Consider the following 16,399-nt stretch of genomic DNA (forward strand, 5'->3'; position numbering starts at 1 on the left):
CAGAATGGGTTGGCGGCTATCTCATACTTTGCTTGCGTTCTGCTTTCGGGTCGCGACTTCCAGCGGCAGCAAGTTCGGCATCTATGAGTGTGCGTCCGGTTGCTGCAAGATACACATCGTCTAGACTTGGGCGAGATTGAGCGATGCCAAAGGTGGGAAGTCCGGCTTGAGTTAGAGCTTGCTGAACGCTGGTTAAAGCCTCGCTATTTGGCGTTACGACTAAGTTTAGCGAATTGCCCTGCGCTCCGTTAATAATGACTTCTTGAACCATTGGCAGTGATTCGAGTAGTGATCGCGCTTTTTCCGCTTCGCCGATCGGCGAAAATTCTCGAATTCGTAAGGTGATCCGCTCTCCCCCGACTTGATCTTTGAGCTCAGAAGGCGTCCCTGCTGAGATCACCACGCCGCGATCGATAATGGCAACGCGATCGGCAAGGGCATCAATTTCTTCTAGATAATGGCTGGTGATTAAAACGGTTGTGCCTTGTTCGCGCAGTTGCCGCAGGAAATTCCACACTACAACTCGGCTTTCGATATCAAGTCCAACCGTCGGCTCATCGAGAACGAGAACATCAGGTTGATGCAGGAGACCTGCAGCCAGATCGAGCCGCTTTTTTAAGCCGCCGGAATATGTACCGCTCTTTTTATCCGCCCATTCATCGAGTCCCAGCACGTCCAGAACTTCAGCAATTCGAGACTTAATCGCGGCTTTGGGCAAGTGATAGAGCGCGGCTTGAAGTTCAAGCAGCTCACGACCTGTGAGAACTTTATCGATCGCGACTTCTTGCGCCACATAGCCCAATCGCTGACGGGCGGCGCGGGGATTGTCGATCGCGCTAATGCCCGAAACTTCGATTTTGCCTGCATCGGGTTCTGTCAGCGTACATAAACAGCGCAAGGTTGTGGTTTTGCCTGCCCCATTGGGTCCCAAAAGCCCGAAAATCTCGCCAGGTCGAACCTCCAGCGAAACATCTTTAACGGCTTCGAGCGATCCATAGCGCTTTTGTAACTTTTCAATTAGCACCGCAGGAGTCATCCGCTCCTCCTTTTTTGATACAAATCTTTAAGATGTCTCTTCTCTATTCTAGGAACTGTGAGGCTAGATTTCTCATGATTTGGAGATATTTAATGATTCAACTGACGCGCAAACTATTTGCCAGTGTGGATGCCGCCCCTAAAACTCGATCGCCCCCCGCATTCGTCGCCGCAATCAACACGAGTAAAATACTGTCATTCGCTTGCCGCGCTAAAATCACACCGCCGACGGGTTGCGTGTTTCCGGCGATCGTTAAGTTCCCCGTCCAATCGATCTGCACTCCACCAGAAATCGATCGCACCTGTCCGGTTTGAAAATTTTCGCCTTGTCGAAACGCATTCTGAGCGGCGGTGACAAGCGCCTCATTCGGCACAACCCCGCCCACAATGCCAAGCTGTGATTGCGGTTGAGCCAGCACCGTGTAGGCTAAATGGCCGTCTGGCGCTTCAATCAGTACCGTTCCCGCTAGGGGACTCACTTTGTAATCTTTGAGAATGGCAACGACAAACCGATTGTTCGGGTCTTTGTAATCACCGCTTACCGGAAGAGTGGGAGCGCTCGGAGCCGCAGGTAAAGACGGCGGAGCAGTCGGCACGATCGGGACAACAGGTGGCGTTGCGATCGGAGAGGCGATTGGCGAGGGCGAGGGAGACGGAGAAGCGGTCGGAATCGGTGGACGATTTGCAGGCAAAGAGGGATCGACCGGAATCGGGGCAACCGGAACTCCGACCGCTCCAGTCGGACTGGGTGCGGGAGTCTGAGCCATGCTCGAAATCGCGCTAAATCCAAAAACTGCGATCGCGAAACAGCCAATTAGCCAGCGTCGTTTCATTGTTCTACCCCCTTAAAACCGACGGATTACCAAAGTAAAAGACTCCTGCCACACATCCGATCATTAAAGTGGCTAGGGTTGCCGCCCAGAGTGCCTTCCAGCCCAAACTTGCCAGATCCTTACGGCGCGATGGAATCAAGCTGGAAAAGCCACCGACAAAGATTCCGACCGAGGGCAAGTGAGCGAATCCTGCTAGACAGTAGCTAATGATCAGTAGCGCCCGATCGCTCAGCGCTCCCTGACTGGCTAATACGCCTAATTGCTGATAAGACGGGATTTCCGTTTCCAATAATCGCCGTCCAATTAAAACCGATGCCTGCCAAATCTCGTTCCAGTTTGTAGAAACGCCCGTGAGAAACGTGAGCGGTACAAACAGCGCACCGACAATATTTTGCAGCGTCACGATTTGGAAAATCAAACCAATGCGTCTGACTGCCGGATTATTACTCACTGCAAGCCCAGCCAAATTCGAGAAAAACAGATTCACGAGCGCAACCAATCCGAGAATCGCGATCAACAAAGCCGCGATCGAAATTGCCAATTTCACACCATCCATTGCGCCCACGATAATGCTTTCCATCGCCCCGGCTGGACGCTCTTGAGCGAAGCGAGCAGGCTCGCCTGTGCCAGAGGCAGCGTTCTCCGCATCTTCTTCTGGCAAAGCGCCTAAAGTCTTCGGAACTTCTGTTTCAGGAACCAGTAATTTAGAAATCACGAAACAGGCAGGAATTGCCATTAGTGATGCTGAGACTAAGTGTCCTGTGATGTTTGGGAATACTGGACGTAATAACCCTGCATATAGAGCGAGAACGGTAGAGGCAATGCTACCGTAACAGGCTGTAAGAATCGCACAAAGCTCGCTACGAGTCATGCTAGCGAGATAAGGTCGAATCACTAATGCAGATTCGATTCCCACAAAAATATTCGTCGCACCGCTTAATGCTTCTGCACCACTGAGATTCATCGATCGCCGAAAGACCTTGGCAAAGAATTTAACAATTGGTTGAATCACGCCCAAGTAATACAGCAGTGACATCAGTGCAGAAAAGAAAATTACCGAAGGCAATGCCCGAAAGGCAAACGTATAGCCTAAATTCAGGCTTTCAGGACTGAGACGATCGCCCGCAACCGGAACATAAGCCGGAGTCACTGCCCGCGCAATCCAGCGTCCCGCTAAAATTGGTCCTGGCGTTGCGTTTGGATCTGGAACCAGCAGCGATCCAAACAAAAATTTTGCGCCCGCTTCGGTGGCATCTAAAACCGCATTAATACTGTTACTAATCACGCTAATTACAAAGCGCGTTATCGGAAATGTAAACACCAGCAACCCAATTAGCAGTTGCAGCGCAATTCCCCAGAGAATCACCTTCCACTGAATCACACGACGATTTTCAGAACCGAGCCATGCAATGCCGCACAGCACAAAGATTCCAGCAAAAGATAAGAAATTTAACCAAGACATTATTGATATCGACCTAGCTGATCATTGAATCGAATTTTAAGTAAATCCAGAAGCATTTTAATCGAGTCCTGGATCAAATTAACTTTTGACAGTTTTTTCTGATGCTTGTCGGAGACTTTTGCCGGAATTTCTCCGATCGAATATCCCCAATTTTCGGCTAAATAAATTAGCTCCACATCAAACGAAAATCCGGTTAATGTTTGAAAAAAAAATAGTTTCTTGGCAACCGATTTCCGAAAGCCTTTTAGTCCCGCCTGCATATCACTGTATTGCAGATCGAGAATCCTACGCGACAGGAAGTTAAAGATCTTGCCCGCAATTTTGCGGTTGAGTTTCACATCTTTCTCATTGCCCCGGGCGAGGCTGCGATTGCCGATCGCAACATCATAAGTTTGTAGTTTCTCAACTAAGCGATCTAAATGTGCTAAAGAATACGCCAGATCACTGTCTAGAAAACAAATCAAATCGCCATCGGCATACTCGACACCGCGCCGAATGGCGTAACCTTTTCCCGCATTCGGGTAGTAAGAAAGCAACTGAATCTGCCGCGTTTTTGCGAGATGAATTCCCGCCGTAATAATTTCCTTGGTGCGATCGCTTGACCCGTCATTCACGAAAATAAATGTAAAGTTCGGATGGGTTTCTAGGTAGCGCAGAATTGCTTCAAAGGTGTGACGGATACAGGCTTGCTCGTTATAAACCGGGAGAATAATCGAAACTTGCCCGATCGCATTCAAGCGGGTGGAAGTCGGTTTTTGCCAGGTTTGAGCTTGGCTGGCTGTCGCTTGGGAACGGGACTGGCGTTGGCTCTTGAGTTGCACCCAACTCTCGATCGAGTTCCAAGGTTTCTTCATTCGATTTTCCCTAATCGTCACGCCATACACCGAGAAAGCAAACTTCAATTACCATACAGGATTCAGAGCAGGCGGACGAGTGCCAAACTCCTAAAAAAACTTAATCTTTCGAGAAGCGTAAAGACACATTCGGAATAGAATCAGCCCTTCGCGAACGTGAGCAATATTTGATTCTCCGTAGCTTCGAGGTTGATAGCGCACAGGCACATCGACAAGATGTAGCCCTAATTTTGTAGCACCAAATAAAAGATCGAAGTCACCAAACGGATCAAAATCGCCAAAATAGCTTCTGCCTGCGGCAATCTTCTCGTAATCACTGCGCCGCAATACTTTTGTTCCGCACAGCGTATCTTTGATCGATTGCCCCAACAGAAACGAAAACATCAAGCTGAAAAACTTATTTGCCCAGTTATTCAACCAGGGCATCGCTTTGCCCGATCGCGGATACACTAGGCGCGATCCATTGACAAACTCCCCGCGATCGCTAGCAATCACTTCGTAAAAATGCGGCAGATCTTCAGGTTGCACCGTCAAATCCGCATCCAGAATCATTAAAATATCGCCCGTCGCCTTGGCAAATCCCAACCGCACCGCATCCGCCTTCCCCTTCCCGGTCTGCTGAAACGCCTTGATCGTAAAGCGGGGATGCCCTTCCTGCACCACGCGCTGAATCTCATCCCAGGTGCCATCCCGCGAATGCCCCTCGACAAAAATCACCTCGGTCTGACTGCCCAACTGCGGCAACCGCTCGATCGCGCCTTGAATATTTCCCGCTTCATTGCGAGCAGGCACAATCACTGAACAAGAATACGCTTCTGAATCCGGCGCAAACTGCGGTTTTGCCACAATGTAATGGGTCAAACAAAAGTGATTCAAAATCGGCAAATGTGCCAGCACCCGATTACAAAACGGTGCGATCAGGGGAATCGGTTTCGGACACAAGAAACGACGACTCGATCGCAGCGGCAAATACCCTGTAATTTGAAGCAAATTTGATACATCGGTCATCGAGAGCCAGCTTTGTGGCGGCTGCGGGCGGCGCTGACCGATTTTTTCGGCAAAGTGCAATAGAGGCTGCCACAAAAAATTATGAAACGTCAGAATCAAGCGAGTGCGACGGTGGCAAAATGGCTGCAAATTTGCCAAGACTTGCTGCACATCACTCAAATGTCCTAATACGCCTGAAAGCACGATGAAATCAAACTGCATTTCCGGCAACTCTTCGGGCATTAGCGTCTCAGCGTCTAAACAGTAAAACTGCAACTGTGGATGCTTTTGTGAATACTTTGCCTGAGCAATTTCTACCATCGATCGAGAAAAATCAATTCCGATTCCCACGGCTGGATCGAGCGCAGCAAGCAAGCTTCCTGTTCCACAGCCAATTTCTAAAACACGGCTACCCCGTGGAATCAGAAACTGGTGTAAACGATCGAGATCTTGATAGTAATAGCGGTTGCGTTGATTCCAGGAATCGAGATCAGCAGCAATGCGATCGAAATACGATCGTACCTGCGTTTTGAACGCATTTTTCGCGCTCGATTCTGACGATTTCATAACAGAATAAGTCATCCGCATTCCTTCATTGATCACAGCTTCGAGGGTGCATATTGATAATTTCAGTCGATCTATTCTCTCATATTGATTAATAAAGTCTTAACGGATGCTCCAATCCGTACAATTCGCCGTATTGTAATCATTAGTTGTTTTCGTTCTCCGGGATAAGTGCGATCGTTGCACTAGCTTTGTCGCTGCCGTTCCCATCCGTATCCGTTATCCGAATTCCGTTGCATCGGTCTTTTTGGACTGCAACGGTGTAAAGAAGTTTTTGCTACCAGAGTCACAGAAATATGGTGCATAAAAATTACTCCTCCACAGTTGGTCTGACGCTGCTGTTAACTACAGCGACGGTTGTAGATGTCCAGTGGGTTCGAGCGCAGTCGCCTGCATTTCAACTTCCGGCTTCTGTTGCCCAAGGAACCAACGTTCGCGTCGATGGCTCTAGCAGCATGGCAGCCGTCAACACGGTTCTGAAGCAGCGCTTTGAACAGCAATTCCCTGGAACAAAAGTCAGTCTTGCTGCCAACGGCGCATCCACTGGCATTCAATCGGTGCTCAACGGCAAAACCGATATCGCCGCGATCGCCCGTCCCCTCACCGAAGCCGAAAAAGCTCAGGGCTTAAAATCCGTCCTGATGGGACGCGACAAAATTGCAATCCTTGTCGGCGCAAATAACCCGTTCGCAAAAAGCTTAACGATTAACCAGTTTGCGAGAATCTTCCGTGGCGAAGTCAAGAACTGGTCACAAGTTGGCGGACAGAACACCCCAATTAAGTTCGTTGATCGTCCTGATGGCAGCGACACGCGCCAAGCATTCAAAGAGTATCCCGCCTTTAAGCAAGGGAAATTTACAACTGGCACAACCGCGCTCAAACTCAAACAAGACACGATTCAAGCCGTCGCTGCCAACTTGGGTAATAACGGCATCAGCTACGCGACCGCGAACCAGCTCAAAAACCGACCTGGCGTGAGAGCGATCGCAATGGACGGCGTAAAACCAACCGATGCGCGCTACCCCTTTTCTCAATCGCTCTACTATGTCTACAAAGATGGCGCGAATCCAGCCGTTCAAGCGTTTCTAGGATTGGCGACCAGTGCTCCTGGACAAACGGCGATCGCGAAAGCTGGAGTTGCAGAGAAGAACCCTGGCGAAAAGTCTGCCACGACCGGAGCGGCTTCTTCAGGCAGTCGTGAAGGCGACGGCAATCCTCTCGCTTTCCTCTTTCCTCGCGAAAATACCGCCGGAACCACTCCTGAGACTGGACTACCGCACTGGCTCTGGTGGCTGCTCCCGATCAGCTCAGGAGCCGCCTTGCTCTGGATGTTGGCGAGAGGTCGTCGCCCTCGCCCTGCCGCAACCCGCGATCGCTTGAGTCCGCCCGATCAAGCGCGTAACGAAACTGGCTCCTTTACTCCGCCTCCTTATTCAAGCGACCCGGACGCACCCTCTGTGAACGGCGCACCCTATGTTGAAGGCGGCTTTGATCCGCTGCACAACGCCAACGGCATGTCAGCGCCTTCGTTGGGAGAAGCACCCTCCAGGCAGCCGAGCAATTTTGATTTCGCTCCAAAGGATACAACCGATCGTGCCTTTGGCAACTTGAGCGCAGATTCACTGGCGCTGGGTGCAGGAGCAGCCACCTGGGCGGCGTTCAGCAACCGCCCCAACCAGAGCCGCGTGGTACTCAAGTCCCGTAGTTCTCAAGAAGTCGAAGCCTTTTGGGACATCCCCAACGATGAACGACAAGCGGCGCGGCAGCAGGGCGGCGAAAAATTAGCCCTGCGGCTCTACGATGTCACGAATATCGATTTGTCTCATCAATCCGCGCACAGCGTTCAGCAGATTGACTGTGACGAACTTACCCAGCGTCAACGCTTGCCGATCGGGCTGAGCGATCGCGATTATCTCGTCGAAATTGGCTATCTCACGGGCTACAATCAGTGGCTTAGCCTCGCGAGATCGACTCACGTACGCGTTCCCGCTGCTAATCCTGGCTCGGTCAGAAGCACCACTGTAACTAGCAGTGATGCCATTGCTCCAGATGCCGTAGACTCAGCGAAAGCCGTGTTGTCAGACGATCGCGATATTGAAAATACAGCGGTCGAGCCTGCAACGACTGAATTCCCAACTGAAGCACCGCAACCCTCCACCGAGTCCCCAAGCTGGTTGCAACAGATGACCGATCGAATCGCGGACACCGCTAGCAACGTGACTCAAGCAGGCGGAGCCGCCGCCACTGGAGCAGGAACTGCCGCTTGGTCTTTCATTTCTGGTCGGCATCAGGCAGACGCGCCACGGACAGCAGCGCCTCCCCCAGAAACCGCATCATTCACAACCGACACTACCCCTGAGAGCAACCTCAGCGATTCGTTTATCACAGGTGAGACGATCGCACCTGCGGTGCAGCCAGAAAAGAATGAAGGTCGGCTGATTCTCACGCCGCGCAATTCTCGCTGGGCTTATGCAACTTGGGATTTACCCCGATCGCTGCGCTCCCGCATTAATCTCACGGGCAGTGAGAACCTGGTGTTACGGCTTTATGATGTTACCGAGAGCGGCGCGAGTCTGCCTGAGCGCTACGAGCAGCTTGACATCGACGACATGGCGCTGAGTTGCGATGTGCCGATTCCGATGAGCGATCGCACCTACGTTGCCGAAGTCGGCTATGTCGATGTGAATCAGCAATGGACTCGACTGGCACGATCGACTCCAGCCCACGTCTCAGCTAACTAGAGTCATAAAAAAAGCGGTGAGGGTTATGCCCCACCGCTTTTTTAGTATCGCAATCCTATCGCGCCCAGTAAATCACTTTCTTCTCCAGCAAAACAAAGAAGCAGTAAAGCAATACCCCCATTAACGCCAAAATTAGTAGCGCTGCAAATGCAAGTGGGACATTGAAATCTGCGGTGGCTTGAACAATCAAAAATCCTAAGCCCGCATTAGAAGCCACAGATTCAGAAATCACCGTACCGATAAACGCGAACGATGCCGCAATTTTCAGCGATGCAAAGATGTACGGCAAAGTGTGGGGCCATCCCACCTTCTGGAAGGTTTCGACCTGAGTTGCGCCCAATGCCCGTAAAACATCTTTCATCTCCGGTTCAACCGTATCTAGGCCTAAAGCGACGTTGACCGCGATCGGGAAAAACGCCAGCAAAAACGCCGTTAACGTTGCTGGTATTTCATTCGCCCCAAACCAAATCGCTAATAAAGGAACTAACGCTGCTTTCGGAATCGTGTTGAATGCAACCAGAAGCGGGTATAGAGTGAGATAAGCTACTTTTGAGTAGCCGATGATAAATCCTAAAACGACTCCCACTCCGACCGCAATCACAAATCCCAGCATGGTCGTCCAAAGTGTCCGCGTTGCGTTTGCAAGCAACTGAGGCGCAAAGTTGATCAGCGCATTCAAAATATTGGTGGGTGCAGGTAGGTTAAACGGCGGGATTTTAAAGATAATCACCGCCAACTCCCAAACCACAAACAGTAGAATGGTTGCAACAAAAGGAAGTACAAAGCCAGCGGACTTTGACTTAAAGAATTTTTCCATAATGAATCCTAGCTGTGGTGAATGTGCTTACGAATGTTGGCGAAGTAGTGATTAAACTCGTCGCTCAGTTCCATCTCCAGCGTTCTCGGACGCGGAAGATTAATCTTGACTTGGTAAATAATTGAACTGGGACGCGGCCCCATGACGTAAACCGTATCCGACAGAAAAATGGCTTCACGTAGATCGTGCGTGATCAAAATGCCGACGCACTTCACTCGCATCCAAAGGCTTTGCAGCATTCCCCACATTTCCTCACGGGTAAACGCATCCAGCGCTCCAAACGGTTCATCCAGCAGCAGAATCTCTGGACTGTGAATCAACGATCGACACAGCGATGCCCGCTGTCGCATTCCTCCAGACAACTGCCACGGATACTGCTTCTGAAAATCTTGCAGCCGCACGGTTGAGAGGAGATCCTGCGCCATGCGAATATATTCTGCTTTGCGCTGGCGAAAGTTCTTTTTATACGGCTCAGCAATCTCTAAGGGCAGCATCACATTGTCGATCGTATTGCGCCACGGCAGCATCACTGGATTCTGAAACGCAATCCCAGTATTCCGCAGTGGTTTTTTGATCGGCGTTCCCCGATAGCGAATTTCGCCGATCGGAGCCGGACTCAGCCCCGACACCATCCGCAAAATCGAGGTCTTACCGCAACCGCTCGGCCCCACAAACGACACAAACTCGCCTGGGTGAATCGATAGGTTCACTTCCTGAATAATCCGGCGCATTGAGCCTTCAAACGGATACTCTAACCCTACGTTGTCAAACTCTAACAGCGGCTGTCCATCGGCTGAATCAGAGCTGATCGATCGAGAATCGGTGCGGGGCTGAACCATAGCTGTAAGAAAGTGTAAGGTGGATAAAAGCAAAAGGCTAAGCACAAGGCTCAGCCTACCGGTCGGTTTAGGTTAGTGGTTTGCGATCGGTCGGGACGGTTCGCTGTTCCTTCGGCGGTAAGAACTTATCGGTAAAGATATCGGCAACCGCAGGCGTTGTCTTCAGCCCGAATCCTTCAGCCGTCTGTTTCAGCGTTTTTTCAAGTCGTGCGGGGTCGGCGGCTCCTAAGCCGTTCTGCTCCACTTCAGGGCTTAACAACATGCGATCGAGCGCAACCTGCAAGCGCACTCTCTCAGCTTCGCGATCCATCAGCTTCGAGTCATCGGATGCCATCACTGCGTCAAGTGCTGCGCTCGGATCTCTTAACGTATCTTGAAGCCCACGCATATAGGCTCTGACAAATGCCTTGATCGTGTCAGGATTTTGCTCGACAAAGCTTGCTTTTGCCAGAATGGTGTTGCCGTAGAATTCAAGCCCGTTGTCGTTGTAGTAGAACACATTAATATCGTCTAGCTTCTTACCCCCTTTGAGCAATCCAGGCAGAGCCGAGGTTGCAAATCCGCTAATCGCATCGACTTGCCCTTGCAGCAAAAAGCTTTCTCGCAGTCTTGGCTCCATTGTTGTCCACTCTACCGAGTTCGGATCAATTCCGACTTGCTTGGCAAACACTGGGAACAACTTGCGGGGGCCATCGCCTGCGGGCGCACCAAGTTTCTTGGCTGTGAGGTCTTTGGGAGAAGCAATGCCTTTATCTTTGAGTGCCAAGATTGCAAATGGTGCTCGATTCTGCGTCACTGCAACTGCCATTATCTTGTCATTTGGGTTCTTCTCATTAAACTCCAGCGCGTTATACATATCGCTGAAGGACAAATCAAATTTTCCAGTGCCCAGTTTGCTAATGGTGTCGGCGTTGCCGAATCCGCGCTCATAGGTAACATTCAAGCCCTCTTTAGCAAAGTATCCATTTTTCATCGCCAAAATCAGCGGCGCATCTAAGCTTTGTTTCAAGAATGAAAGTTGCACTCGGACGTTTTTTAGGTCTTGAGTATTTGCCACAGGACTCGATGCCGAGCCGCCAGCGGCAGTTGTGGTTGGTGTTTGTTGAGAACATCCGCCAAACAAAACCACTGCGGCGGCAATGAGTGACAAACTGGATAGTTGCTTTGATACTTTCTTCACAGTGTTTCTCCAAGAGCAGCGATCGTCGATAGGTTCGCGATCAACAAAAGAGGGGCATTGAGTTTGAAAAGCAACGCTTCAGCCGACCGCTCCAAGTCAATATCAAAACGGTGGATGCAGCGCCAAAGTACAATATGGGGCAGTAGCTCAACCCCTTGATGTAACGCTGTATACAGAATACATCACTTCTTTGCAGGGTGTTATCTCGATACGATGTACCATGCTTCTTGTCTTTCAAGACACCTGCTTAAACTTTTCTTAAGAGCAGGAAAACTCCGGTTTCAAAACTCTTATGCAAAGACTATTTGCTGCATCAAGCTGCATCGATACTTTGATTCAAGCCTTTCAGCGACTTCCTACACGGAGGTTTATAGAGTTTACTCTCAACGCTGTAGAGGTATAGCAGATGACAGAAGGTTAGATCAACCTCGCAGTATCTGTAGATGTGTTTGTATACGGCATACTGCCCAGTGTGAAGAGGAGTGAGTGAACCCTATGCGTAAGCGGCTTTTGTTAGCTTCTGCTGCTGCATTGGCGGCAAATTTCGGGCTGGTGTCTATTGCGGTGGCTGAACCTGCGATCAAGGAGAAAGCAGAGCAAGATGAACTCAGCAGCTTGAAGGTCAAAGAAAATTTAAAATCTGCTGAGCCCTCTGCAAATGTGGAAAGCCCCAGCATCGAGTCAATTTCTACTCAGTTAAACTTATCCCCCAGTCAGCCCGCCAGTGGAATGCAGCGCGTAGGAACCGTCGCGGAACTGAGCGCACCGGAGCCGAAGCGCGTTACTCCTAATATGAGTCAAGTGACTTCCGTTTCGCAGCTATCGGATGTGCGACCAACCGACTGGGCATTTCAAGCATTGCAATCTCTAGTTGAGCGCTATGGGTGTATCGCTGGGTATCCAGACCGAACCTTTCGCGGCAATCGAGCCACCACTCGCTACGAATTTGCCGCCGGATTGAATGCGTGTCTCAATCGAATCAACGAGCTGATCGCCGCTTCGACCGCTGACCTGGTAAAGAAAGAAGACCTCAACACACTGCAAAAGCTGCAAGAACAATTTGCCACAGAGTTAGCAGCCCTGCGCGGACGAGTGGATGCCCTAGAAGCCAGAGCCACAACCCTCGAACGGCAGCAATTCTCAACCACCACAAAGCTAACCGGAAACGTCTTTTTTAACTTAACTGGGGCTTTTCCTACAGGCGATATCACCGCAGAGCGTAACCCCGCGACTCCTGGAAATGCGATCGCGCCCCCGGTTCGCCAAGGTGGAGCGCGAATTCCCTCAAGAGTGCTGCGTGGGCAGCCGAATATTACCTTCAGCTACTATGCGTTTTTGAACCTCAACACCTCGTTCACAGGACGAGATCAGTTAGTCACACAGCTCGTCTCTGGAAACGGCAACTCTCCAGCAAACCAGCTTGTCTCTGCCGGATTTTTTAACTCCTGGGGAACTCCCTTTCTCGATCAGACCGGAGTGCTGACCACCGGATCGGTTTCAGTGCGTGAACTCTTCTACTCGTTTCCAGTCAATAACAGCGTTCGCATTGCTTTCGGGCCACGCTTGAATTTTTATCGCTACTTTGATCAAAACCGCTTTACCTTTTTTCTCACTGGTGCAGGCAGCTTTAACTCAAATGGCAGTACCCTCTCGAACGCAGTCGATCGAGGTTCCGGTGCCGTTGTAATTTGGAATATTACGCCCCAACTCCGCTTCACGACCGCATATCTTGGAGAAAACACCGAGTTTCTCAACCCCGCCGCCGGATTCAACACCTCAAGCGATCCAGCGCGAGGACTGTTCCGCGCCACAAACACGATTAGTGCAGAACTCGCCTACTCACCCACACCGAGCTTCAACTTCCGATTCTTATATACTCGATCGAACCTCAATCCCACCGCTGCTGGATTTATCGGGGGTTCGCCCGGCGAACCTGTGCCTTACGGCTATGTGGATGATGGATTTGGTGGAGCCTTGCAAGAGTCGGCATCGGATGCGTTTATTGCCAATTTTGACTGGTTGATCACACCCAGATTTGGCGTGTTTGGGCGCTACTCCTACGGGCGTACCGATGTGAATCCGGTCAACCCAGTCAGAGCAGGTGGAGATGTGCGAGTGCAATCCTTCCAGGTGGGTTTAGGATTTCCCGACTTGGGTAAAAAAGGTGCCTTGGGTGTCATTTCCTTCGTAATGCCATACGACTATATCGGCGGGCGTGAGTTTCTGCTCTCTGGTGGCGGCGATGGGGGAACGCAGTATGACTTAGAACTGTCTTATTTCTATCCCCTCAGTCCGAACGTCGCGATCGTGCCTTCGTTCTACACCATTTTCAACGCCAATAACTTTAACAGCAATTCCACTGTGTTTATTGGCAATATTCGGACGCAGTTTACCTTCTAGTGCTGCTGTCATTTCGGCAGTTTCCCCTTCTGATTTCCTAGAGCACCAGGAGGGGTTTTCCTGCGAGTTCTTTCTCTGGGCAGTATGCGAGCGAAGCAGTGCTTCTCGCAATTTTATTCTTCAAGAAGACCAGAACAGCGGGTATCTCTGCCGGACATTAATGTAATTTTGCTCAAATGTATTTTTCACTAGAATTGAATTTTTTAAAGAAGCCGAAATATCAGCCGCATTCACAAATCACTGTGTAACATTCACAAATCAAATTCAAGATTAATCACATAATTCTTATCTCTGCCTTTAGGTAGATGCAAATTGAATCCTCCTCTGTCTTTCGGATGTTTCGTTTAACGGGAGTAAGTTTATTGCGGCGCTTGGGAAACCTATATAGAGAAAGCTTTGGGTATATGGTAAGACCCTGAATATGGGGAAGTCAGGTATGTTAGTTGATGATTCTTCAACCGATTCTCCTAGCGGTTTGCTTGGCATTCGCAGCCGAATGCACTTTAGTGGACGGTTAGATGTTTTTGGTAGTGGGCAACAGTGGAGTCTATACCTCTATATGGGGCGATTAATCTGGGCAACGGGTGGGCCACATCCTCACCGTCGCTGGCATCGCTATCTCACCCAGCATTGTCCCCACCTCAGTCCTAGCGCGATCGCGCTTCCCTCCACCACAGATACGCTCTGTCAGGACTATCAAGCTTTGAATATCCTGGCAAAATGCCAGCAAATCAATCCAGAACAAGCGGTTGCGCTGATCCGCAGCACCGTCAAAGAAATCCTATTCGACATCATTCAGCAGGAAGAAACCCGACCCGTCACCTTCAAAACCGATGCTCAAGACATGCCAGAAGCATCGTTGGCACTGCTCAACGCTGAACATCTTCTCAATGAAGTGCAGCAACAATGGAATACTTGGCGATCGCTGGGATTTGCAGATCATTCTCCCAACCTTGCACCTGTTCTGCGCCATCCGGAGCAACTGCAAGAACACACCCCAGAAAAACTCTATAAAATGCTCATTTCGCTCATCGATGGTCGGCGGACTCTGCGGGATCTGGCAATGTTGACCAAGCAAGACTTGCTGCAATTCATGCGCGTGCTTGTGCCCCTGTACCGCAAAGGACTGGTTGCCCTGATCCAAATTCCCGATCTGGCGCTTCCGGGAACAGCCCAACCGAGTACACCAACTTCTGGCTCTATCCAATCCAACCCCTCTAGCAACAGCGCACCCCAAAAAAGCCAACCCCAGCGGATTATCTCCTCACCGCCGATCGCAGGCTCAAACCGCGCCCCGCTAATCGCCTGCATCGACGACAGCAAGAGAGAATGCCAGCTCATGGAGCGCATTCTTACAGAGGCAGGCTATCAGTTTGTCGGCATCCAAGACTCGATTCAAGCATTGCCCGTCCTGCTGGAGAAAAAACCTGGCTTAATTTTTCTGGATTTGGTCATGCCGATTGCCAACGGATACGAGATTTGTGCTCAAGTTCGTCGGGTTTCTGCCTTTAAAGATATCCCGATTGTTATTTTGACGGGCAGTGACGGAATCATAGATCGAGTCCGGGCAAAGTTTGTCGGGGCATCAGGATTTTTAGCCAAGCCAGTTGATGCCGATCGGGTGTTAACCGTGGCGCGAAAAGCCCTGCCGATTGATAGTTAACGATGCGGAGAAGCGAATGAAAACGGTACTGCTAGTTGAAGATAGTGTGACTGAGATGCAGCTTTTGACGGTTTACCTGCAAAGGGCGGGACTGACCGTAGTGAGCGCTCAAAGCGGTGAAGAAGCCCAAACCAAACTGACGGCTCAAACTCCTGATTTAATTGTGCTAGATGTGATCTTGCCTGGACAAAGCGGGTTTGAACTCTGCCGCGAACTCAAGTCCGACCCTAAAACGAAGCAAATTCCTGTCGTGATTTGTTCAACCAAAGATACTGAAGTCGATATGATCTGGGGCAACCTGCTCGGCGCAAATGCCTATCTTCCCAAACCCGTTAATCCCGCTACACTGCTCAGCACGATTCGCGATCTCAAGGTAATTTAACGGAGGCGCACAGTATGGTTGGTATGGCTGCTCCTTTGGAATGGGCACCATTGCGTGTCCCACAGCCTGCTTCGATCGCCAGCCTGGAATCGTTGCTGAATCCACCTGTCGAGATCAAACCGCTTGAGAAATTTTTGCGGTTTCACCTGAACCAATCTCACTCGATGCTGCTACCGCTAGAAGACATCATTGCCGTACAGGCCATTTCAATTCTGGATGTCTTGCCTGTACCGCAAATGAGCGCTTGTGTGTTGGGATTGTCAAACTGGCGCGGCGAAGCGCTTTGGCTTGTCGATCTGCTTTACCAGCTTGGATTCGACGAGATCTTACAGCCCGCACAATCCCTGACTATCTTGAACGCGATCGTCGTGCAGTTCCAAGGCAAATGGCTCGGTTTAACGGTTCAAGCGATCGGTGAAATTGAAGAACATGATCCAGAGAAACTGGTGCATCCCTCTCCGGATCTGTTTGCTCAGCCCCTCGCTGCTTTTATCAAGGGATATTTTGGGCATGACCATAGCATTGTCTTAAGCACTGCTGCCATTTTGCAAGATCCAGCTTTACATTCACAGGCTTCAATCTAACTTTTCTACCCCTAGCCTCCGGAGTCTTTCTATGTCTGCATCGCATCGTTCTGAACCT

General features: G+C 50.4%; 13 protein-coding genes. 5 read left to right on the forward strand and 8 right to left on the reverse strand.

The features are described from left to right. Window positions 1-16: 16 nt before the first annotated feature. The 5 genes from H6F51_11815 to H6F51_11835 all read right to left on the reverse strand — a co-directional run bounded on the left by H6F51_11815 (window position 17) and on the right by H6F51_11835 (window position 5,738). On the reverse strand, window positions 17-1,036 hold the full coding sequence (locus H6F51_11815) for an ABC transporter ATP-binding protein (GenBank protein MBD1823164.1): 1,020 nt from the start codon (window positions 1,034-1,036) through the stop codon (window positions 17-19). Between the two features lie 97 nt (window positions 1,037-1,133). Next, window positions 1,134-1,868: a hypothetical protein gene (locus H6F51_11820; GenBank protein ID MBD1823165.1), complete on the reverse strand. Its 735-nt coding sequence runs from the start codon at window positions 1,866-1,868 to the stop codon at window positions 1,134-1,136. Between the two features lie 4 nt (window positions 1,869-1,872). After that, entirely contained in the window at window positions 1,873-3,330 is a 1,458-nt protein-coding gene (locus tag H6F51_11825; GenBank protein ID MBD1823166.1) for a nucleoside:proton symporter, read from the reverse strand. Beyond that, a complete protein-coding gene (locus H6F51_11830) occupies window positions 3,330-4,184 on the reverse strand; it encodes a glycosyltransferase (GenBank protein MBD1823167.1) in 855 nt (284 codons plus the stop codon). The genes H6F51_11825 and H6F51_11830 overlap by 1 nt, the downstream gene beginning before the upstream one ends. A gap of 90 nt (window positions 4,185-4,274) precedes the next feature. Then, window positions 4,275-5,738 carry a glycosyltransferase gene (locus H6F51_11835; protein MBD1823168.1) on the reverse strand — a complete coding sequence of 488 codons (1,464 nt, stop codon included), beginning with the start codon at window positions 5,736-5,738 and terminating at the stop codon, window positions 4,275-4,277. 293 nt (window positions 5,739-6,031) lie between these two features. On the opposite strand from H6F51_11835, the gene H6F51_11840 reads away from it, so the two are divergent. Beyond that, complete coding sequence (locus tag H6F51_11840; protein MBD1823169.1) at window positions 6,032-8,476, forward strand: DUF4912 domain-containing protein; 2,445 nt, start codon at window positions 6,032-6,034, stop codon at window positions 8,474-8,476. A gap of 55 nt (window positions 8,477-8,531) precedes the next feature. Here the strand turns inward: H6F51_11840 and H6F51_11845 are convergent, their stop codons facing one another. The 3 genes from H6F51_11845 to H6F51_11855 all read right to left on the reverse strand — a co-directional run bounded on the left by H6F51_11845 (window position 8,532) and on the right by H6F51_11855 (window position 11,312). Next, window positions 8,532-9,293: an ABC transporter permease gene (locus H6F51_11845; GenBank protein ID MBD1823170.1), complete on the reverse strand. Its 762-nt coding sequence runs from the start codon at window positions 9,291-9,293 to the stop codon at window positions 8,532-8,534. An 8-nt stretch (window positions 9,294-9,301) separates the two neighbouring features. Beyond that, window positions 9,302-10,132 carry an ABC transporter ATP-binding protein gene (locus H6F51_11850; GenBank protein MBD1823171.1) on the reverse strand — a complete coding sequence of 277 codons (831 nt, stop codon included), beginning with the start codon at window positions 10,130-10,132 and terminating at the stop codon, window positions 9,302-9,304. A 67-nt stretch (window positions 10,133-10,199) separates the two neighbouring features. Next, window positions 10,200-11,312 (reverse strand): ABC transporter substrate-binding protein, encoded by a 1,113-nt coding sequence (locus H6F51_11855; GenBank protein ID MBD1823172.1) that lies wholly within the window; start codon window positions 11,310-11,312, stop codon window positions 10,200-10,202. Between the two features lie 729 nt (window positions 11,313-12,041). On the opposite strand from H6F51_11855, the gene H6F51_11860 reads away from it, so the two are divergent. The 4 genes from H6F51_11860 (at window position 12,042) to H6F51_11875 (ending at window position 16,341) form a co-directional block, all read left to right on the forward strand. Beyond that, window positions 12,042-13,712: a carbohydrate porin gene (locus tag H6F51_11860; protein ID MBD1823173.1), complete on the forward strand. Its 1,671-nt coding sequence runs from the start codon at window positions 12,042-12,044 to the stop codon at window positions 13,710-13,712. Between the two features lie 436 nt (window positions 13,713-14,148). After that, complete coding sequence (locus H6F51_11865) at window positions 14,149-15,375, forward strand: response regulator (protein ID MBD1823174.1); 1,227 nt, start codon at window positions 14,149-14,151, stop codon at window positions 15,373-15,375. A 16-nt stretch (window positions 15,376-15,391) separates the two neighbouring features. Beyond that, window positions 15,392-15,757 carry a response regulator gene (locus H6F51_11870; protein MBD1823175.1) on the forward strand — a complete coding sequence of 122 codons (366 nt, stop codon included), beginning with the start codon at window positions 15,392-15,394 and terminating at the stop codon, window positions 15,755-15,757. Between the two features lie 14 nt (window positions 15,758-15,771). Continuing rightward, window positions 15,772-16,341 (forward strand): chemotaxis protein CheW, encoded by a 570-nt coding sequence (locus H6F51_11875; protein MBD1823176.1) that lies wholly within the window; start codon window positions 15,772-15,774, stop codon window positions 16,339-16,341. The last annotated feature ends 58 nt before the right edge of the window (window positions 16,342-16,399 follow it).

Source organism: Cyanobacteria bacterium FACHB-DQ100, assembly GCA_014695195.1.
Lineage (GTDB): Bacteria > Cyanobacteriota > Cyanobacteriia > Leptolyngbyales > Leptolyngbyaceae > Leptolyngbya.